Origin of the sequence: Mesorhizobium sp. YL-MeA3-2017 (assembly GCF_030814575.1) — a bacterium.
GTDB lineage: Bacteria > Pseudomonadota > Alphaproteobacteria > Rhizobiales > Rhizobiaceae > Mesorhizobium > Mesorhizobium terrae.
This window is the reverse complement of the sequence record NZ_JAUSVH010000001.1, coordinates 4,207,427-4,226,721: the sequence shown is the minus strand read 5'-3', so window position 1 is coordinate 4,226,721 and position 19,295 is coordinate 4,207,427. Positions and strand designations below refer to the sequence as shown.

The 19,295-nt window shown below is 65.6% G+C and carries 17 protein-coding genes; 5 read left to right on the top strand and 12 right to left on the bottom strand.

The window, feature by feature from the left end; genetic code table 11:
* Positions 1-74: 74 nt before the first annotated feature.
* The 7 genes from QFZ88_RS19915 to QFZ88_RS19885 all read right to left on the bottom strand — a co-directional run bounded on the left by QFZ88_RS19915 (position 75) and on the right by QFZ88_RS19885 (position 7,899).
* Positions 75-296: an endonuclease domain-containing protein gene (locus QFZ88_RS19915; protein WP_307419008.1), complete on the bottom strand. Its 222-nt coding sequence runs from the start codon at positions 294-296 to the stop codon at positions 75-77.
* A 265-nt stretch (positions 297-561) separates the two neighbouring features.
* The gene (locus tag QFZ88_RS19910; RefSeq protein WP_024927224.1) at positions 562-1,641 is read right to left on the bottom strand and encodes an amino acid ABC transporter permease; all 1,080 of its coding nucleotides are present in this window, start codon (positions 1,639-1,641) and stop codon (positions 562-564) included.
* Positions 1,638-2,828, bottom strand: coding sequence for an amino acid ABC transporter permease (locus QFZ88_RS19905; protein ID WP_024927225.1), 1,191 nt, complete (start codon positions 2,826-2,828; stop codon positions 1,638-1,640). The genes QFZ88_RS19910 and QFZ88_RS19905 overlap by 4 nt, the downstream gene beginning before the upstream one ends.
* A gap of 13 nt (positions 2,829-2,841) precedes the next feature.
* Entirely contained in the window at positions 2,842-3,876 is a 1,035-nt protein-coding gene (locus tag QFZ88_RS19900) for an amino acid ABC transporter substrate-binding protein (RefSeq protein ID WP_024927226.1), read from the bottom strand.
* A 503-nt stretch (positions 3,877-4,379) separates the two neighbouring features.
* Positions 4,380-5,405, bottom strand: coding sequence for an isopenicillin N synthase family dioxygenase (locus QFZ88_RS19895; RefSeq protein WP_024926401.1), 1,026 nt, complete (start codon positions 5,403-5,405; stop codon positions 4,380-4,382).
* A 69-nt stretch (positions 5,406-5,474) separates the two neighbouring features.
* Positions 5,475-6,800: an O-acetylhomoserine aminocarboxypropyltransferase/cysteine synthase family protein gene (locus tag QFZ88_RS19890; protein WP_024926402.1), complete on the bottom strand. Its 1,326-nt coding sequence runs from the start codon at positions 6,798-6,800 to the stop codon at positions 5,475-5,477.
* Between the two features lie 58 nt (positions 6,801-6,858).
* Positions 6,859-7,899, bottom strand: coding sequence for an isopenicillin N synthase family dioxygenase (locus QFZ88_RS19885; protein ID WP_024926403.1), 1,041 nt, complete (start codon positions 7,897-7,899; stop codon positions 6,859-6,861).
* 287 nt (positions 7,900-8,186) lie between these two features.
* On the opposite strand from QFZ88_RS19885, the gene QFZ88_RS19880 reads away from it, so the two are divergent.
* Positions 8,187-8,714 (top strand): DedA family protein, encoded by a 528-nt coding sequence (locus QFZ88_RS19880; protein ID WP_024926404.1) that lies wholly within the window; start codon positions 8,187-8,189, stop codon positions 8,712-8,714.
* 136 nt (positions 8,715-8,850) lie between these two features.
* A complete protein-coding gene (locus QFZ88_RS19875) occupies positions 8,851-9,723 on the top strand; it encodes an undecaprenyl-diphosphate phosphatase (RefSeq protein ID WP_024926405.1) in 873 nt (290 codons plus the stop codon).
* A gap of 43 nt (positions 9,724-9,766) precedes the next feature.
* On the opposite strand, the gene QFZ88_RS19870 is transcribed toward QFZ88_RS19875, so the two are convergent.
* From QFZ88_RS19870 to QFZ88_RS19850, 5 genes are all read right to left on the bottom strand, one after another.
* Positions 9,767-11,077 carry an AAA-associated domain-containing protein gene (locus QFZ88_RS19870; protein WP_024926406.1) on the bottom strand — a complete coding sequence of 437 codons (1,311 nt, stop codon included), beginning with the start codon at positions 11,075-11,077 and terminating at the stop codon, positions 9,767-9,769.
* Positions 11,078-11,096: 19 nt separating this feature from the next.
* Complete coding sequence (locus QFZ88_RS19865; protein ID WP_024926407.1) at positions 11,097-12,848, bottom strand: ABC transporter permease; 1,752 nt, start codon at positions 12,846-12,848, stop codon at positions 11,097-11,099.
* Between the two features lie 465 nt (positions 12,849-13,313).
* Positions 13,314-14,189, bottom strand: a complete 876-nt coding sequence (locus QFZ88_RS19860) for a carbohydrate ABC transporter permease (protein WP_024926408.1) — start codon at positions 14,187-14,189, stop codon at positions 13,314-13,316.
* Positions 14,186-15,076 carry a carbohydrate ABC transporter permease gene (locus QFZ88_RS19855; RefSeq protein WP_024926409.1) on the bottom strand — a complete coding sequence of 297 codons (891 nt, stop codon included), beginning with the start codon at positions 15,074-15,076 and terminating at the stop codon, positions 14,186-14,188. The genes QFZ88_RS19860 and QFZ88_RS19855 overlap by 4 nt, the downstream gene beginning before the upstream one ends.
* A 40-nt stretch (positions 15,077-15,116) precedes the next feature.
* Entirely contained in the window at positions 15,117-16,409 is a 1,293-nt protein-coding gene (locus QFZ88_RS19850; RefSeq protein ID WP_024926410.1) for an ABC transporter substrate-binding protein, read from the bottom strand.
* 380 nt (positions 16,410-16,789) lie between these two features.
* On the opposite strand from QFZ88_RS19850, the gene QFZ88_RS19845 reads away from it, so the two are divergent.
* Genes QFZ88_RS19845 through QFZ88_RS19835 form a run of 3 tightly spaced genes read left to right on the top strand, consistent with a single transcriptional unit; the run spans position 16,790 to position 19,243 of the window.
* Positions 16,790-17,665, top strand: a complete 876-nt coding sequence (locus tag QFZ88_RS19845; protein WP_024926411.1) for an ROK family protein — start codon at positions 16,790-16,792, stop codon at positions 17,663-17,665.
* Positions 17,662-18,432, top strand: coding sequence for a GntR family transcriptional regulator (locus QFZ88_RS19840; protein ID WP_024926412.1), 771 nt, complete (start codon positions 17,662-17,664; stop codon positions 18,430-18,432). The genes QFZ88_RS19845 and QFZ88_RS19840 overlap by 4 nt, the downstream gene beginning before the upstream one ends.
* A 19-nt stretch (positions 18,433-18,451) precedes the next feature.
* Entirely contained in the window at positions 18,452-19,243 is a 792-nt protein-coding gene (locus QFZ88_RS19835) for a sugar isomerase domain-containing protein (RefSeq protein ID WP_024926413.1), read from the top strand.
* The last annotated feature ends 52 nt before the right edge of the window (positions 19,244-19,295 follow it).

Below are 19,295 nucleotides of genomic sequence, written 5' to 3'. Positions count from 1 at the left end.
CGATTTCAGCGTCTTAGCGAGCACGCCCGCAGGGTGGCGCAACTAAGTGCTAGAAATCGCAAGAAAGGGGATGTTCAGCCGCGACCGTCGGCAGCCAGCAAGATCGCCTCGCAGACCGCGTCGAGGTTCCTCTCCACCTCCTCGTTCCAGAAACGTAGGATGCGGAATCCTCGCATCTCGAAATGCCGATCGCGAGCGACATCACCTTGTGAATCTGCATGCTGACTGCCATCGACCTCGATGATCAGCCTGGCCTCGAAACAGGCGAAGTCGAGAATATAGCCGTCGAGCGGCACCTGTCGCTTGAACTTCAAGCCGTTGAGTTGGCGGTTGCGCAAAGCCTGCAAAGCATGGTCGCGTCGGCGCGCATAGAGCGGGCAAAGCCGCGATGTGACGGTCTGACTGGCTGGCGCATTGCCGACAAATCCCCTCTCTTGCGATTTCTAGCACTTAGACTGTGCCGCCCTGCGGGCGTGCTCGCTAAGATGCTGAAATCGCTTTCTCCCCCGCAAGGGGGGAGATAGAGGCGTCGGCACTCATCACTTCAAGGGTCGGTGAAATTCAATTCCGCACCGCCCCCAGCCGCCGCTCCAGCCAGCGGCTGTAGCGGGAGCCGCCGAAGCAGAAGACGAAATAGATGACCGCGACGACGAGATAGGCTTCGTCGTAGAAGCCGAGCCATTTCGGGTCGGTGGTCGAGGCGCGCGCCGCGTTGAGCAGGTCGAGGATGCCGATGACGGCGAGCAGCGAGGTGGCGAGCAGGAAGCCGATGGCGAGGTTGACCAGCCCGGGGATGACCTTGCGCAGCGCCTGCGGCAGCACGATGAGCTGCATGGTGCGCCAGTAGCCGAGGCCGAGCGCCTTGGCCGCCTCCTCCTGGCCATGCGGGATGGCCTGCAGGCCGGCGCGCACCACCTCGGCGACATAGGCCGACCAGAACAGGCTGATCATGACGATGGCGCGCAGCGTCTTGTCGAGGAACTGGCCGCCGGGGATGGCCATCGGCAGGATCAGCATCGCCACATAGAGGATGGCGACCATCGGCGTGCCGCGCATCAGCTCGATGAACAGCACGGAGAGCGTGCGCAGGCCGCCCATCTTCGAGCGCCGCGCCAAAGCGAGCAGCACGGCGAGCGGGACGGACAGGCCAAAACACACCGCCCAGACCAGCAGCGTCACCGGCAGGCCGCCCCACTGGTTCGAGGCGACCGGAGAGCCGGTCAGCGCGCCGGACAGCAGCGCCCAGGCGAGACCGACGCCGAGCGGCCAGGCGATGAGCAATTCGCGCCGCCAGAACCTCGGCTGCGCGGTGACCGCAAGCAGGCCGAGCAGAAGGAGCAACGCCGCCAGCGGCCGCCATTGCAGATCCTGCGGGTAGAAAGCGAAGAGGATGAAACGCATTTTGGCGGTGACGAAGGCCCAGCAGGCACCGGAAGCGGCGGCGCAATCCTGCGCGGTGCCGGTCCAGATGGCGTCGAGCACCAGCCATCTGAGCAGCGGCGGCACGATCCAGGCAAGGAAGGCGAGCGTCAGCAGCGTCAGCGCCGTGTTGAGCTTGGTGCCGAACAGGCCGTTCCACAGAGGCTTGAGATCGACCGGGCGGCGCATCAGCGGCAAGGAAGCGATATCGACCAGGCTCATCGCAGCACTCCGCCGCGCAGGGCGACCTTGCGGTTGTAGATGTTCATGAGGGCCGACACCGACAGGTTCAGGACGAGATAGACGCCGATGAGGATGGCGAGCGCCTCGAAGGACTGGCCGGTGGTGTTGGCGGTGGTGTTGATGATGGAGACGAGGTCGGGATAGCCGATGGCGACCGCGAGGGAAGAATCCTTGGTGAGGTCGAGATAGGACGAGGTGATCATCGGCGTGATGACGCGCAGCGCCTGCGGCAGCACGACAAGCCGCATGATCTGGCCCGGATGCAGGCCGAGCGCGCGGGCCGCCTCCCATTGGCCCGACGGCACCGACTGGATGCCGGCGCGCACGATCTCGGCGATGGCGGCCGAGAACTTGACGGTGAGGCCGACGAGAAGTGCAGCGAATTCCGGCGTCAGGCTGTGGCCGCCACGAATGTTGAAACCGGCGAGAACCGGCAGGTCGAAGCTTATCGCAGCACCGGTGGCCGGCAAAGCGAGACCGGCGGCGACCAGGAGAACCAGCGTTGCAAGCAGGGCGCGGCTCAGGCCGAGGCGACGCTGTCGGCGCGCCGTGTAGAGAAAGAGGCCGTAGGACAGGCCGATGGCGGCCAAAAGCAGCAGGGTCGCGGCGGAAAAACCGTCGACGGCGAGGGCCGGCACGAAGACGCCGCGGTTGGAGAGGAACAGCGCGCCGAAGGCCGACAATGCCTGCCGGGGCGGCGGAAACGCCTTGGCCAGCGCGATCCAGAAGAACAGCTGCAAGAGCAGCGGCGTGTTGCGGATGAGCTCGATGTATCCACGCATCAGCCCGGCCAGAAGCAGGTTGCCGGACAGGCCGGCGACGCCCAGCGCCACGCCGAGGATGGTGGCGAAGACGCAGCCGAGCAGCGCGACCTTCAGCGTGTTCAAGAGGCCGGCGAGGATCGCTTGGACATAGGGATCGCCGGCCTTGAAGGCGATCATCGTCTCGCCGATCTCGAAATTGGCGGAGCGGCCGAGAAAGTCGAAGCCAGGGGTGACGCCGATGCGCCGCATCGTCTCGGCGATGTTGGCGCCGAGCAGCCAGAAAAGCGCGACGACAGCCGCGACGATGGCGAGCTGCAGCCACGGCCGGTCGCCCCACCAGCCGACCAGCCGCCGCAAGGGGCCGGGCCGCCCAGGGCCCGGCACGGTTTCGATCACCGCCATGACGGAGGACGGCTCAGCGGAACGGCGGCGAATAAAGCAGGCCGCCTTGCGTCCACAGATTGTTGTAGCCGCGCTCCCAGCCGAGCGGCTTCAGGTTGCGGTCGAAGATCTCGCCGTAATTGCCCACCGTCTTGATGATGGTGTAGGCCCATTTCGGGTCGAGGCCGGTGGCCTGGGCGAGCGAGGGATCGACGCCGAGGAAACGCTGCACGGCCGGGTCGGGCGACTTCAGGAATTCGTCGACATTCTTGGAGGTGATGCCCCATTCCTCGGCCTGGATGGTCACGTTGACGGTCCAGTTGACCAGTTCCAGCCAGCGGTCGTCGCCACCGGCGACGGCGGGCGCCAGCGGCTCCTTGGACAGGCGCTCGGGCAGGATGACGAAATCGTCCGGCTTCTTCAGCTGGGTGCGCTTGCCGACGAGGTCGGAACTGTCCTGGGTGATGGCGTCGACGCGGCCCGATTCCAGCGCGTTGATGAACTCGCCGGTCTCCTCGATCGTCACCGGCGTGAACTTCTTGCCGGTCTTGCGGAAGAAATCGGCGATGTTGAGCTCGCCGGTGGTGCCACTCTGCACGCCGATGGTGGCGCCGTCGAGTTCGGCGGCCTTGGTCACGCCGAGGTCCTTACGCACCAGGATGCCCTGGCCGTCATAAAACACCGTCGGTCCGAAATGGAAGCCTAGCTGCAGCGCGCGGGCGATCGTCACCGTCACGCCGGAAAGCAGGATGTCGAACTCGCCGGCCTGCAAGGCCGGCAGGCGCTGCTGCGGCGAGGAATTGGTGAACTCGACCTTGTCGGGCGTGCCGAACACGGTGATGGAGAGCGCCTTGCCGTAATCGACGAAGAAGCCCTTCCACTTGCCGGCGTCGTCGGGCGCGAAGAAGCCGGGCGTGGTGCCGACGCCGACCTTGATGGCGCCGCGCTGCTTGATCTTGTCCAGCGTCGGGCCGGCCTCGGCCACGGTGGCGAACGCACCGGTGGCGACGATCAGCGAGGCCGCGACCGCGCGTCGCCAAAGGCTGCCTGGTTGCGATAGAAATGTCATCTCGATAACTCCTGGTTCCCAATCGGGCCGATCCGAAACGATCGCGCTCAGCCCCTTTCGCCGACCCAGGCAGACGGTAACTCTATAAGATTTGTAGACTAAGGAACGGCAATCCAAATTTGCCGTCGTTCGGGAAGCGCTTTGCCGCGAAGGGCCGGGTTTGGAGGTTGAAGGAGCGGAGGGGGTGCGCACCTTCCCTTCTCCCCTTGCGGGAGAAGGAGAAGCCGCGCGGTGGAACCCCGTCATTCCGGGCAAGCGAGCGCCGACCCGGAACCTATTGAGCAGCGCAGCCGGGTCCTCATTTCGCGTGAGCATCGATGAAGCGGGCGGCTTGAGTAGCCCGAACGTGTCAAGATGAGGACCGGGCCGTGCTCGACGCGCCATGACCATTGGGTTCCGGGTCGGCGCTCGCTTTGCTCGCTTGCCCGGAATGACGGGCGTTGGGCGCGAAAAAGAAAGCCGGGCGAACGCCCGGCCGAGAGCAGAGGAACCCTACGGAAAGCTCAGGCCGCGACCGGGGCGAAGCCGCTTTCGATGAGGTCGGAATAATGCCGTTTGGCAACGTCGGGATGCGAGCGCAGCCGGCTTTTCAGGACATTGGTGCCGACATCGCGAAACAGCGGATTTTCGGGATCGCTGGCCGGGCCGCGCGCTTCCGTCGAAAGATGCGGCGGCAGGTCGAGCAGCGGGATGGTGGCATCCAGCCTGGCGCCGAAGAAGAACGGCACCGACAGGCGCTCGACCCCGGCCGGCGGCGTGACCACGCGATGCACGGTGGCGCGCAGATAGCCGTTGGAGGCGAGTTCGAGCAGTTCGCCGATATTGACGACCAGCGTTCCGGGAATGGGATCGACCGGCACCCAGCGCTCGTCATATTCGACCTGCAGACCCTCATGCTGGTCCTGCAATAGCAGGGTCAAGAAGCCGCCATCCTTGTGGGCGCCGACGCCCTGGTCGCCGCCGGTGAGATCGCGGCCGGGATAACGCACGATCTTCATGCGGTGATTAGGCTCGCCGACATGGATGGCGTCGAAGGCGTCTTCCGGCTGTTCAAGCGACAGCGCGAAGGCTCTCAAAAGGCGGATCGCCACCGCGGTCACCTGCGCCTGCCACGACAACAGCGCGGGTTTGAGATCAGGATAAAGCGCCGGCCACTGGTTCGGTCCCTGCAGGCGCGCCCAGGGGGCGAGGCCCGGCCGCTGCGCGATCGCCGGGCGCTCGACGCCGATGTCGAGCTGTTCGCGCCAGTCGGCCCTGCCCCGCGTCAACTCACCGCCGGTGCGGGTGTAGCCACGGAACTGCGGCGAGTTGACCATGGCGATCTTGAGCTTCTCGTCCTCCGGCAATTCGAAGAAGCGTCTGGCGGCGGCCAGAACGCCATCGATCTCGGTGACGGCGATGCCGTGCCCGGCCAGATAGAAAAAGCCGACATCGCGGGCTGCCGAGCGCAGATCGGCCAGGAAGGTGCGCCGCTCGGAAGCACCCTGCTCCAGACGGCTGAGGTCGAGGACGGGTACAATTCTGGTCATGTTCGGGTTCCTCCGATCTGTCCATGCTGTCGTTGCGCCCCCGCCCCCGGATGCACAAAGCCGCTGTGGTCAGGCAGCCTTGAGCTTCTCCTCGCCCACCGCGCCGTCGAGCGCCTGTTCGAGGTCGCGGATGATATCGTCGGGATGCTCGATGCCGACCGACAGCCGCACGTAGCCGGGGGTGACGCCTGAGGCGAGCTGATCTTCCGCCGACAGCTGCGAATGCGTCGTGGTGGACGGGTGGATGGCCAGCGAGCGCGCGTCGCCGATATTGGCGACATGGTAGAACAGCTTCAGCCCGTTGATGAAGCCGCGGCCTGCCTCGCGCCCGTCCTTCAGCTCGAAACCGACCAGCGCGCCATAGCTGCCCGGCTGGAAATAGGCCTCGGCCCGGCGCTTGTCTTCGCCCAGCTGGTACCGCGGGAAGATCACCGATTTCACCTTGGGGTGACCGCGCAGGAATTCGGCCACCTTCAGCGCGTTCTCGTTGTGCTGGCGGATGCGCAGCGGCAGCGTCTCCAGGCCTTGCAGGAGCTGGAAGGCGTTGAACGGGCTGATGGCGGCGCCGACGTCGCGCAGGAGCACGGTGCGGATGCGCAGCACATAGGCGACGGGGCCGAGCGGTTTGGCCGCCTCCACCCAGACCTTGCCGTGATAGCTGGGGTCCGGCTCGTTCAGCGTCGGGAAACGCGCGGTGTGCTCTTCCCAGGGGAAATTGCCGCCATCGATGATGACGCCGCCGATCGAGGTGCCGTGGCCCCCGATATATTTGGTGGCCGAATAGATGACGACGGCCGCGCCATGGTCGAACGGGCGAATGATCAAGGGCGCCGCCGTGTTGTCGACGATCAGCGGCACGCCGAGCGAGCGGCCGATATCGGCCACCTCCCTGATCGGGAAGACCTGCAGCTTCGGATTGGGCAGCGATTCCGCGTAATAGGCGCGCGTGCGCTCGTCCGTCGCCCGGCGGAAATTCTCCGGATCGGCGGGATCGACGAAGCGGACCTCGACGCCGAAATGCTTGAGCGTGGCGGCGAACAGCGCCCAGGTGCCGCCATAGAGGCCGGTGGAGGAGACGATGTTGTCGCCGGCACCGGCAAGGTTCAGCACCGAATAGGCCGAAGCCGCCTGCCCCGACGACAAGAGCAAAGCCGCCGCGCCGCCTTCGAGCGCGGCGATGCGCTGCTCGAAGGCGTCCTGGGTGGGATTGGAAACGCGGGTGTAGATGTGGCCGACCTCGTCCAGCGAAAACAGCCGGTCGGCATGGCCGGTATCCTGAAACTGGTAGGAGGTGGTCTGATAGATCGGCACGGCGACGGCGCCGGTGGACGGGTCGGCGCGCCAGCCGCCGCCATGCAAAGCGAGCGTTTCGGCGGAGAGGTTTTCCAGCGTCATAGCGTTTGCTCCTTCGGTCGATCTCGATGGTTAGGCATGGGAGGGTCGGCGTTTCGGTTCAGGCGACGGGCACGGCCTCGGCGCGCGCCTGCGCGACCAACAGGTCGGCATGGTGGCGGGCGGCGACATCGGGATGCGAGCGCAGGCGGCTCTTCAGCGCGTTCTGGCCGGAATTGCGGAAAAGCGGGTTGTGCGGATCGCGGGTGACGCCGCCGGCCTGTGCCTTGAGATGCGGCGCGAGATCAAGCAACGGCACTTCGGCGTCGAAAGGCGCGCCGAGGAAAAACGCCACCGACAGCCGGTCGGTGCCGGCCGGCGGGGTGACGACGCGGTGCACGGTCGCCTTCAGATAGCCGTCGGTGGCCAGTTCCAGCAATTCGCCGATGTTGACGACGAAGGTGCCGGGCCTGGGTTCGGCCTCGATCCAGCGGCCGTCCTCGGTCTCCACCTCCAGGCCCTTCTGCTTTTCCTGCAGCAACAGCGTGAGGAAACCGCTGTCCTTGTGGGCGCCGACGCCCTGCTCGCTGCCAGTGGCGTCGCGGCCGGGATAGCGGATGATCTTGATGAGCTGGTTGGGCGTGCCGGCATAGATGGTTTCGAAGATGTCGCGGTCCTGCTCCAGCGCCACCGCGAAGGCTTTCAGAAGGCGCGTCGACAATTTGGTCAGCTCGGACTGCCATTCGAGCAGGATCGGCTTCAGCTCCGGCAAGGCGTCGGGCCACAGATTGGGGCCCTGCAGGCGGGTCCAGGCCGGCTGGCCGCCGTCGACGGGAAGTGCCGCCGCCTCCGAGCCGATGTCGATCTGCTCGCGCCAGTCGCGCTGGCCCTTGGTCAGTTCCTGGCCGACGCGGTTGTAGCCGCGGAAATGCGGCGAGTTGACCATCTCGATCTTCAATTTGTCGGCCTCGGGCAGCGAAAAGAAGCGGCGCGACGCCGACAGCACGTCGTCGATGAGGCTTTGCGCGATGCCATGCCCGGTGAGGTAGAAGAAGCCGACGTCGCGGGCGGCCGGCTTGAGCGCGTCCAGAAAGGTTTTCGGATCGGTCTCGAACAAGGAAAAGTCGAGAACGGGAATGGATTGGATGGTGGTCTTGCTCATGGATAGGCCCTTCTGGCTGACATCATCAGCCTCGCAGCGGCCAGGGCGAAAACAAAGGAATGAGCGACCTTTCGAACCAAGCTTCAAGAAAATCCCGCGACGGCGGGCGGGCCGATGGTGTGAATTTTTGCTAATGCCACTAATTTTGTAGACATTGGCGGAGGTCGGTCCTGCTCCCGCTACAGCTTGTCGCCAGCGACGTTCCGGAAACCATTCACCGGCCGGATTTCCGCCGTCGCCCGCCGAAACCGGTTTCGCAAGGCGACGCCATCGGCTAGGTGCAAGGCATGGATCTTCAAGCACTCACCCAGACCGCCGTCGAGTTCATCAGGGCCCATCAGGGCTGGGGCTTCTTCGTCGTCATGCTGCTCGCCTTCGGCGAATCGCTGGCGTTCATTTCGCTGCTGGTGCCGGCCACCGTCATCCTGCTCGGCGTCGGCTTCCTCGTCGGCGAAAGCGGCATCTCGTTCTGGCCGCTCTGGGCGGCGGCGGCGATCGGCGCCTTCTTCGGCGACTGGCTGTCGTTCTGGATCGGCCTGAAGCTGAAGGGCGACGTGGTGCGCTACTGGCCGCTGTCGCGCAATCCTGACCTGCTGCAGCGCGGCCACCGCTTCTTCGAGCGCTGGGGCACGCTCGGCGTCTTCGTCGGCCGCTTTTCCGGGCCGCTGCGCGCCTCCATGCCGCTGGTGGCCGGCATTTGCGACATGTCGCCGATGGCCTTCCAGCTTGCCAACGTGACCTCGGCGATGATCTGGGCGGCCGGCATACTGGCGCCCGGCGCCTTCGGCCTCAAATGGCTGCAAGGCTGGATCTGACCTTTCCACAGCCACGATCACGGAAAGTTCAACAGACCGTGACTTAATCCGGCCAGCCTGCTTCGCGAGAGAAGCTAGAACTGAGGCGCCCGGGGCCTGCGTTGTGCGGTTTCGGCGGTGTGGAGAGGGACCACTAATGGCGAATGCTTGTTCGGAAGGCGTCGACATCGGCTTTGCGACGCTGGGTTACGCGAAGGTCGCGGTGCTCGGCGTGGTGCAGGGCATAACCGAGTTGCTGCCGATCTCGTCGACCGCGCATATGCGCATCGTGCCGGCGCTGCTCGGCTGGCAGGATCCGGGCTCGGCCTTTTCCGCCGCCATGCAGCTGGCAGCACTGGCCGCGGTGATCAGCTATTTCTGGCGCGACGTCACCGGGCTGGTCGGCGGCACGGTGACCGCGGTGCGCACCGGCAACTATTCCAGCCCGACCTGGCGGCTGGCGGTCGGCATCGTGCTGGCGACCATCCCCATCGTCGTTGTCGGCCTCGCGCTGTCGCCGCTGCTCAATCGTTGCGATTCGCCGCTGCGCGGCATCGTGGTGATCGGCGTGTCGATGGTGGCGCTGGCGGTGCTGCTGGGTCTCGCCGAACGCATCGCCAAGCACCGCCGCAGCGTCGAGGACATGCGGCTGCGCGACGCGCTGATCGTTGGCGTGGCCCAGGCCGGCGCACTCATCCCCGGCATCTCGCGCTCCGGCTCGACGCTGACGGCCGCACTGTTCCGCGACCTGAAGCGCGAGGAAGCGGCGCGCTTCTCCTTCCTGATCGGCATTCCGGCGATCGCGCTGGCCGGGCTGCACGAGATCTGGGTGCTGCACAAGGCGCACATCCCTTCGGAAGCCTGGCACGTGCTGATCTTCGGCCTGATCATCGCCAGCCTGTCGGCCTTCGCGGCGATCTGGGGCCTGATGCGGTTCCTGGAGCGGTTCTCGACCTGGCCGTTCGTGTTCTATCGCGCGGCGATCGGCATCCTGCTTCTCGCCGGCGCCGCTGCTGGCTGGCTGGCCTAAGCCAGAATACAGCGCGGCGCTCCAGCGCCGCGCATCCTGCTTGTTACTGCGGGTTCTCCAGGCTGAACAGCTCGGTCTGTTCGTCATAGGCGAACAGCTCGGCGTAACGCGCCCAGGACACCACCGTCTTCAAGGTTTCGTCGGCATAGTCCTCGGTCATGTAGTCTTCCAGCTCGTTGCGGAAGCGGGCGGCGGGCGCGGCGTGCGAGGGACGCTCGTCGAGCACACGGCGGATCAACCCGAAGATCGGCACATAGGCCGAGATGTGTTCGGCAAAGAGCTTCTTGCGTTCGTCGGTTTCCATATGGGCGAAGCGCTTGCCTGCCTCGGTCAGCACGATGTCGCCTTCGCTCAGTTGCGCGAAGCGCAAGAGCTGCAGCGTTTCACCGAGGTGGAAGATCTCGTCGGCCTCCATCTGCAACGCGCCCGCCAGCACCGGCAGGTCGGCCCGCCCGTCATAGGGCGCGCCGGCCAGCGCCTCGATCAGGCCGGCCAGGATGTTGGTGGAGACGTGGTTGAGCACCAGGCCGATGCCGGTGCCGGGAATGCCTTCCATGGCCGGCGTACGGGTTTCGGCGCGCTGCGTCATCAGCGCGTAGATGCTGTCGACCAATTGGCGGAACACCGGGTCGAGACGGTTGCGCGGATGCGGCAGGTCGACCTTCAGTTCGCGGGCGACGCGGCCGGGATTGGAGGAGAAGACGAGGATGCGATCGCACATCAGCACCGCCTCCTCGATGTTGTGGGTGACCATCAGCACCGATTTGATCGGCAGGCGGCCTTCCACCCACAGATCGATCATGTCGGTGCGCAGCGTTTCGGCGGTCAGCACGTCGAGCGCCGAGAACGGCTCGTCCATCAACAGAAGGTCGGGGTGGACGACCAGCGCACGGGCAAAGCCGACGCGCTGGCGCATGCCGCCGGAGAGCTCCTTCGGGAAGGCGCTTTCGAAACCGTCGAGGCCGATCAAGTCGATGGCGGCCAAGGCGCGCGAGCGGCGTTCGGCGCGGTCGACGCCCTGGGCCTCGAGGCCGAGTTCCACATTCTGCAGCACGGTGAGCCAGGGAAACAGCGCGAAGGACTGGAACACCAAAGCGATGCCGGTCGGCGGGCCGTCGATCTCGGCGCCGCGGCATTGCGCGACGCCCGAGGACGGCTCGACGAGGCCGGCGATGATGCGCAGCAGCGTCGACTTGCCGGAACCGGAACGACCGAGCAGGCCGACCAGTTCACCCTCGCGGATGGTCAGGTCGACATTTTCGAGCACCGTCACGTCCTTGCCGCTGCCCTTCGGGAAGGAACGCGACACCTGGCGGATGTCGATGAGCGGCTTCTTTGCGGTGAGATCAAGCATGGCGACGATCTCCTTTGGATCAGGCCAGACGCAGCCGGCGCTCGCCGAACGCATAGAGCGGGCGCCAGACCAGACGGTTGAACAGGGTAACAAAAACGCACATGACGATGATGCCGAGCACGACGCGCGGGAAATCGCCGCTACTGGTGGCCTGGGCGATGTAGGCGCCGAGGCCGCGCGCCGTGAGCTGCTCCGAGCCCCAGCTCGCCACTTCCGCAACGATGCTGGCATTCCACGAACCGCCCGAGGCGGTGATGGCACCGGTGACATAATAGGGGAAGATGCCGGGCAGGATGACTTTCACCCACCAGCGCCAGCCTTCGATATGGAAGGAGCGCGCCGCCTCCTTCAGGTCGCTCGGGAAGGCCGAGGCGCCGGCGATGACATTGAACAGAATGTACCACTGGGTGCCCAGGATCATCAGCGGGGAGAGCCAGATATTCGGGCTGAGGTCGTAGTGCACGATGAGCACGACGAAGATCGGGAAAGCGATGTTGGCCGGGAAGGCAGCGAGGAACTGCACCAGCGGCTGCACCTTTTCGGCAAGCTTCGGCCGCAGGCCGATCCAGACGCCGACCGGAACCCAGATCAGCGTTGCCAGCGTCATCAGCACGATGACGCGCAACAGCGTGATGAAGGCGTCGCCGACGACGACGGGCACGTCCGACCAGCCGATGCCGGTGCGCAGATAGGAGATCGAGACATAGGCGGCGTAGGCGGCGCCGGCGGCGATCAGGCCGATCCACAGCCGGTCGACGAGGCGCGAGCGGGCGGCATCGCTGCCGCCGAGGCCGCCGAGATCGAAGGACGGCAGCGACGGCAAGGAAGGAAGACGCAGGTTCCACACCGTGCGCATCGCCCAGGCGAAGGGTGCGGACAGGACGCGCACGAGGCGGGCCCGGCGCAGAAGGTCGAGCATCCAGGATTCCGGCGCCTCGGCGGAAGCCGTGGTCTCGAAACGGAACTTGTCGGCCCAGGCAACCAACGGCCGGAACAGGAACTGGTCGTAGAGGATGATGACCACCAGCATGGCGATGACCGCATAGGCGATGGCGGCGATGTTCTGCTGCTGGATGGCGAGCGCCACATAGGAGCCGATGCCCGGCAGCGTGACCGTGGTGTTGCCCACCGTGATCGCCTCGGAAGCAACGACGAAGAACCAGCCGCCCGACATCGACATCATGGCGTTCCACACCAGGCCCGGCATGGCGAAAGGCACGTCGAGCCGCCAGAAGCGCTGCCAGCCGCTGAGATGGAAGCTGCGCGTCGCCTCCTCGAGGTCGCCCGGCACATTGCGCATCGACTGGTACATGGAGAAGGTCATGTTCCAGGCCTGGCTGGTGAAGATGGCGAAGACCGAGGCCAGTTCGGCGCCCAGCACGCTGCCGGGGAACAGGTTGAGGAAGAAGGTGACGGTGAAGGTCAGGAAGCCAAGGATCGGCACCGACTGGAGGATATCGAGAATGGGGATCAGCACCATCTCGGCGCGCCGGCTCTTGGCCGCCGCCGCCGCGTAGATGAAGGTGAAGATCAGCGACAGCACGATGGCGAGCAGCATGCGCAGCGTGGTGCGCAAGGCGTAGACCGGCAGATTGGCCGGATCGAGCGACAGCGGCGTGGTATCCAGCGTCGACAGCGGTGCCGTGGTGACTTCCGCGCCATAGGCGATCAGCACGATGACGCCGACCACCAACAAAAGCGCCATCAAATCCCAGACACTCGGCAGGACCGAGCGCCGGATGGCCAGCGGAGCGTGTTTCTGGACTGCCATGCGGGTGCCCCCGGCGCGAAGGGGTAAAGGACGAAGTCGGTTAAAACGCTTCGTCTCACCGTCGAAGCATTACAGCAAGCCATATTTTCAAGCGTGTGTCGCCATTGTGACAGCGCGATCCGGAGTGCGTCGGCGGATCGATCACAAGATCGTGAACAGTGGCGCTATGCCCTTCTTTGCTTTGCGTGTCCCGGCTTCGACCGGTTTTGTCGTCGCCCATGTTCCGGCATGGATTCCCGACACTCTCCGCTCCCTTCGGTCGCTCACGAGGTCGGGAATGACGGAGTTCCACACGGACCGCCGCCCGGCCCTCGGCATAGCCTCGGGCGTTCGAAGCTCGAAAAGCCAAGCAGTTGGCTTTTCGTCCGCTACGCGGACTGCCGCCCCGGCCCTCCGCATAGCCTCGGGCGTTCGAAGCTCGAAAAGCCAAGCAGTTGGCTTTTCGTCCGCTACGCGGACCGCTTCTCACCCCTTGACCGCCGAACTCACGATGGAATCGACGAAGAAACGTTGCAGGAAGACGAACAGGATGAGCGGCGGCAGAACGGCGAGCGTGGCGCCGGCCATGACCAGGCCGGTGTTCATTGCGCCGCGATTGTAGCTCAACAGCCGGCTAAGGCTGATGACGATCGGGTAGCTGTCAGCATTGCCCTGCAGCACGGTGAGCGGCCACAGATAGCTGTTCCAGTGATAGACGAAGGCAAACAGTGCCAGCGCCGCGATGGCCGGCGCCACGGTTGGCGCCACGATCTTGAACAGGATGAGCAGTTCGGAGGCGCCGTCCATGCGGGCGGCGTCGATCAACTCGTCGGGCACGCCGGCGATGAACTGCCGCATCAGGAAGATGCCGAAGGCGTTGGCGAGATTGGGCACGATGATGCCGGCGAGGCTGGCGCCGAGGCCGATGGAGCCGACCATGCGGTAGAGCGGAATGAGCGTGACGATGGGCGGCAGGAACATGGTGGCGATCAGCACCGAGAACAGAAGCGAGCGGCCCGGAAAACTGTATTTGGCGAAGGCGTAGCCGGCCATCAGGCTGGTGATGAGGATGCCGGCCGTGGTGATGGTGGCGATGACCAGCGAATTCCACATCGAGCGCCCGACATTGACCACGCCGGCGACCTTTTCATAAGCCTCGAGGCTCGGCGTGCGCGGCAGCCAAACCGGCGGCACCTGCATGCTCTCGGCGACAGTCTTCAGGCTGGACAGCACCATCCACACCAGCGGGAAGGCGGAGGCGACGGCGACGACAAGCATCATCGTGACCACCAGCGCCTTGCGCCCCGACGGATGGCGGCGCGGCAGCGCGCTGGACGACCCAGCCTGGACGGCGGCGCTCATTCGTCGTCCTTCCGGTTCATGAAGGCAAACAGCGCGCACACCACGACGATGAGGGTGAGCATCAGCATCACCGCCATGGCCGAACCCAGCCCGCCCTGGGCGCGTTCGATGCCGACGCGGCGGATGTGGTAGGTGAGCACATTGGTGGAGCCGACCGGGCCGCCCTGGGTGATGAGCGCCACCGGCTCGAACACCTGGACGGCGTTGATGATGGCGATGACGGCGCTGAACAGAAGCGTGCGCCGCAACAGCGGCAAGGTGATGAAGCGGAACTGCTCGGCGCGGCTGGCGCCGTCGAGCGTCGCGGCCTCGTAGAGGCTGCCGGGGATCTGGGTCAGGCCGGCGATGGCCAGCACCGTGAAATAGCCGACCTGCTGCCAGACATTGAGAAGGACGATCGAGACCAGCGCCGAGCGCGGCGAAGACAGCCAGGGCTGCGGGCCGATGCCGATGAAGCCGAGCATCTGGTTGAACGGCCCCTCGCTCGGCGAATAGAGCTTTGACCAGACCAGCGCCACCGCGATCATCGGCACCATGTAGGTGGAGAAGAGAACGGTCCTGAGCAGCGTGCCACCACCAACGTCGCGTTGATGGACAAGCAGGCCGAACAGGACCGACAGAGGCAGGATGATGGCGACCGACAGGGCGGTGTAGATCGCCGTATTGACCAGAGCGCCCTTGAAATCGCGGCCGACCGAGGTCGACCCGAAAATGTCCTGGAAATTGGCGAGGCCGATGAAACGCGCTGCGGAAAACGGTGTCTGCGTCGACCAGTCCTGGAACGACAGCCAGACGGTGAGCAGCATCGGCACGAGGATGAAGGCGCCGATCAGCGTCACGGCGGGCGCCAGCATGATGCCCGCCGAAGCGCGATAGCCCTTGCTCATCGACCGACTTCCGAAACCCGCCGTCCGCTTGCGGCTGCCATCACTTGGCGGCGCGATCGAGGATCGAGACCGCGTCGGCCTGCGCCTTCGCCTCGGCGTCCTTGGCAGAAATCTGCCCGTATTGCAGCGCTTCCAGCGTCTGTTGCAGCGATTCCGAGAATTCCTGCCCGCCGGCCACCACCGGGAACGGCTTGGCGTCGGCCAGCACGCCGACATAGCCAGCCAGGAACTCGGTGCCGAGTTTTGCCTTGTGCGCCTCGATGTCGGAGCTGCGCGACGGCAGGATGCCCATCGACATCAGGATGTCGGACATGGCGGAGGCACCGTTCTTGCCGGATTTCGGGCTGTTCAGCCAGGCCAGGAAATCCCACGCCGCCTTCTGCTCGGCGGCACCGGCCTTGGCGTTGACCACCGTCATCCACGAATAGGAGATCGAATGCGGCTTGTCGCCGCTCGGGCCGACCGGAATGGGGGCGGTGGCGATGTTGGAGAACTTGGCGCCCATGCCGGTCTTCAGCGCGCTTTCCCACCAGTTGGCCATGATGATCATGCCTGTTTTGCCGGAGACGAAATTGTCGAGGAACGGGCCGGTGGTGTTGGCGTCGGCGGTTGCCATAGACGGATCGCTGGAGCCGTCCTTGATCAGGCTCTCATAGAGCCCGAACGTTTCGCCCGCCTGCTTGCTGTCGAGCGCCGGCTTGCCGCCGGCGACGAGTTCGCCGCCATTGGAAACCAGCAGCGAGGCGAAGGGATGCACGACGCCCGCCGCCCAGGAATTGATCATGCCGAAACCCTGTTGGCCGGCATCCTTGTTGGTGAGTTTCTTCGCCGCCGCGCGGAACTCGTCCCAGGTCTTCGGCGCGGCGGCGATGCCGGCCTGCTTGAACAGGTCCTTGTTGTAGTTCAGCGCATAGACGTCGATCTCGTTGGGAATGCCGTAGGGCGCGCCGCCGACCGAAGCGGCGCTGACGACGCCCGCGGGCCAGGCGCTCTTGACCTCGGCCGCCACCGCGTCCGGCGCCGGCGCCACCAATTTGTCGCGCACCAGTTCCGGCAGCCACAGATCATAGATGCCGCCGATGGTCGGGCCCTCGGCGCTGCCGCCCTGCGAGCGTAGCGTGGTCAACAGGTCGCCGAACGGCACGGCGCGAACGGTTACGGACACATCGGGATTGGTCTTGGCGTAGTCCTTCGCCGCGCTTTCCAGAAGCGCCACCGTCTCCGGCGACCAATGCGTCAGATAGGAGATGTTCACCGCCGCGGCCGAAGCCCAGCCGGGCACAAAAGCGAGGCCCGCGGCCAACGCCAATTTCGAAGTCCAAGCCAACGACATTCACTCCCTCCCATCGTCTGCTAAACCGGCGCGACGTTATGACAAGTTATAACGACGTTGCAAGCGCAATCTTTTCGAGGCGGGGCGAACTGCGCTTTTTCGCATCCCTGCAGAAGCAGCCATTTCTAGATTTATGTATATAAATCAATTAAATAATATCATGTTGAAGAGATGGAAGAGCGCGAACGGCACAAAACAGGCCATCGAAAGGTCTTGCGGTTCGCGACATGTCGTTATAATCACTTGTCCATGCGAGCGGCCATAGGAAACACGGCCGCTTGCCCGAGAGGATGAATGATTTCCACCGCGCGACACCCATGCAGACCGGGCCTTGACCGAGGCGACGGCGACTGCACGACTTGTTTGAGCGACCGCCATCCATGACGCGCACGCTGGCCATCGACCTCGGCGGCACCAATCTGCGCGCCGCCCTGCATGAGGGCGACGTGCGGGCGCTGCGCATGCTGACGCGCGAGGCGGCGCCAGTGACGCTCGATGGTTTCCTCGCCCGGCTCCGCGCGCTGGCCGACGAAGCCGGCGACATCGCCGCGATCGGCTTCGCGGTGCCGGGACTGGTCGACGGCACCACTTGCCGCTGGATTCCCAACCTGCCCTATCTCGACAGTGTCGATCTGCAAGCCAGCTTTCCCGGCCTGACCGTGGCCGTCGGCAACGACGCGCAGATCGCCATGCTGGCGGAAGCGGTGGAAGGCGGCGCAAAGACCCTGACCGACGCGCTGCTGCTTGCCATCGGCACCGGCATCGGCTCGGCGGTGCTGGCCGGCGGCCGCATCGTTGCCGGCGCGCAAGGTGGGGCCTGTTCCTTCGGCTGGGCCTGCGCCGACCTCGACGATGCCGGCGAGGACCGCAGCGGCTGGCTGGAACGCGCCGCGTCGGGCCGGGCGCTGGACGCCATAGCACAGGGCCTCGGGCTAACCGACGGCGCGGCACTGATCGCAGCGGCCAGGGCCGGCGATGCCGGGGCCATTTCGGGGCTCGAAGCGCCGATGCGCAGCCTCGGCACCGCGCTGGCGGGCGCCGTCGCCCTGCTCGATCCGCAGGCGATCCTGATTTCCGGCGGCATTGCCGACGCGCTGGACACGATCCGGCAGCCGCTTCTAGACGCGCTGCGCCGCCAATTGCCGCCGCATCTGCGCGGCATCGACATCAGGCCCGGCGCCTTCGGTTCGCTAGCCGGGCTGGTCGGCGCCGCACTTGCCGGCACGACTGGCCCTCTGTGGAGGCAGATACGATGAGCGAAACCAGTTTTCAGCAACCCGACCGCCGCCGCCCGGAACCGCTGTGGTTCCAGGTGGAAGAAGCGATCCGCGCCATCGTGAAAAGCGGCGAATGGGCGACGGGCGACCAGATCCCGGCCGAGGACCGGCTGTGCGCGCTGTTCGGGGTGAGCCGCATCACGCTGCGCCACGCGCTGCGCAATCTGGAGGAAAGCGGCCTGCTGCGGCGCGAGCACGGCCGCGGCACCTTCGTGCGCTCGACCACGCTGGTGGCCGGCACGCGCGAACTGACCAGCTTCACCCAGGAAATGGGCCATATGGGCGTGGTTGCCGGCTCGCGGCTGCTCGACTGCAGCCTGAGCAAGGCGGACGCCATTGCAGCGGCAGCGCTCGAGATCGAGGAAGGCGACCCGGTGGTGCGCATCCGCCGCCTGAGGCTCGGCAATGACGAGCCGATCGGCATCCAGACGGCCTTGCTTGCCGGCGCGCGCGTGCCGGGTTTCCTCGATTCCGGGCTGCTGCAAGGCTCGCTCTACGAAGCGCTGGAGAAGCGCTACGGCATCGTGCCGGTGGAGGCGCGCGAGAATTATCGCGTCGGCACCGTGGCCGCGGCCGACGCCGAACTGCTCGGCCTTGCCGCCGGCATGCCGGCCTTCGTCGTCGAACGCATCACCACCGACGAGCGCGGCCCCTTCGAATTCACCGTCTCGGTGATGCGCGGCGATCGCTACGAGATCCGCTCGACGCTGCGCGCCGGCCGCGTTGCCGCCAACAATCGAAACTGACACCAGCAGGAGTATCCAAGTGTCCGATTTCTACATCCCCCGCCTCGCCGCCCTCATCGAACAGGCATCGAAAGTAAATAGCGAAGCCTTCGAGCAGGCGGCGAGCCGCTTCGCGGATTCGCTGCAGAATGGCGGGCTCGTGCATCTCTACGGCTCGGGCCATTCCGTGCTGCCCTGCCAGGAGATGTTCCCGCGCTATGGCACCTATGTCGGCTTCAACCCGCTGACCGACCCGCGCGTGATGTGGCACAATGTGCTGGGCGCCGGCGGCGTGCGCGAGCTTTTGTGGCTGGAGCGCACCGAGAACTACGCCGAGAAATTCCTCGACCACCAGCCGCTGAACAAGGGCGATTCCATTATCATCTTCGGCCATAGCGGCCGCAATGCTTCCGGCATCGACACCGCGCTCTATGCCAAGAAGCGCGGCATCTTCGTGGTGGCGGTGACCTCGAAGAACAATCTCGACAAGCCGGCCACGCACTCCTCCGGCAAGCGGCTGGCCGACGCCGCCGACCTGGTGATCGACACCTGCTCGCCGATCGAGGACGCGATCGTGCCGGTGGAGGGCTGGAGCCGCCCGGTTTCGGGCTCATCGACGGTGCTGGCCATGATCCTGGCGCATGAGCTGATCGCCCGCACCGCCGACCAGCTGTCGAAGCGCGGCGTCGAGCTGCCGGTGTTCGCCTCGCCGACCATCGCCGGGGTGACGCTACACGACACCGACGTCATCTACGGCGTCTATCGCGAGCGCATGCTGGAAGCGCAGAAGAAGCACCTGCCGACCTTCCAGGCGACGATGCGGGGCGAGTGACACCGCGCTTACCTTCTCCCCTTGCGGGGTGAGAACCCGGTTCACCGCAGGT

Bases quoted from the DNA above. Each gene is read 5' to 3' on its own strand.
- QFZ88_RS19910 (WP_024927224.1), bottom strand. From the start codon at position 1,641: ATGAGCCTGGTCGATATCGCTTCCTTGCCGCTGATGCGCCGCCCGGTC.
- QFZ88_RS19905 (WP_024927225.1), bottom strand. From the start codon at position 2,828: ATGGCGGTGATCGAAACCGTGCCGGGCCCTGGGCGGCCCGGCCCCTTG.
- QFZ88_RS19900 (WP_024927226.1), bottom strand. From the start codon at position 3,876: ATGACATTTCTATCGCAACCAGGCAGCCTTTGGCGACGCGCGGTCGCG.
- QFZ88_RS19895 (WP_024926401.1), bottom strand. From the start codon at position 5,405: ATGACCAGAATTGTACCCGTCCTCGACCTCAGCCGTCTGGAGCAGGGT.
- QFZ88_RS19890 (WP_024926402.1), bottom strand. From the start codon at position 6,800: ATGACGCTGGAAAACCTCTCCGCCGAAACGCTCGCTTTGCATGGCGGC.
- QFZ88_RS19885 (WP_024926403.1), bottom strand. From the start codon at position 7,899: ATGAGCAAGACCACCATCCAATCCATTCCCGTTCTCGACTTTTCCTTG.
- QFZ88_RS19880 (WP_024926404.1), top strand. From the start codon at position 8,187: ATGGATCTTCAAGCACTCACCCAGACCGCCGTCGAGTTCATCAGGGCC.
- QFZ88_RS19875 (WP_024926405.1), top strand. From the start codon at position 8,851: ATGGCGAATGCTTGTTCGGAAGGCGTCGACATCGGCTTTGCGACGCTG.
- QFZ88_RS19870 (WP_024926406.1), bottom strand. From the start codon at position 11,077: ATGCTTGATCTCACCGCAAAGAAGCCGCTCATCGACATCCGCCAGGTG.
- QFZ88_RS19865 (WP_024926407.1), bottom strand. From the start codon at position 12,848: ATGGCAGTCCAGAAACACGCTCCGCTGGCCATCCGGCGCTCGGTCCTG.
- QFZ88_RS19860 (WP_024926408.1), bottom strand. From the start codon at position 14,189: ATGAGCGCCGCCGTCCAGGCTGGGTCGTCCAGCGCGCTGCCGCGCCGC.
- QFZ88_RS19855 (WP_024926409.1), bottom strand. From the start codon at position 15,076: ATGAGCAAGGGCTATCGCGCTTCGGCGGGCATCATGCTGGCGCCCGCC.
- QFZ88_RS19850 (WP_024926410.1), bottom strand. From the start codon at position 16,409: ATGTCGTTGGCTTGGACTTCGAAATTGGCGTTGGCCGCGGGCCTCGCT.
- QFZ88_RS19845 (WP_024926411.1), top strand. From the start codon at position 16,790: ATGACGCGCACGCTGGCCATCGACCTCGGCGGCACCAATCTGCGCGCC.
- QFZ88_RS19840 (WP_024926412.1), top strand. From the start codon at position 17,662: ATGAGCGAAACCAGTTTTCAGCAACCCGACCGCCGCCGCCCGGAACCG.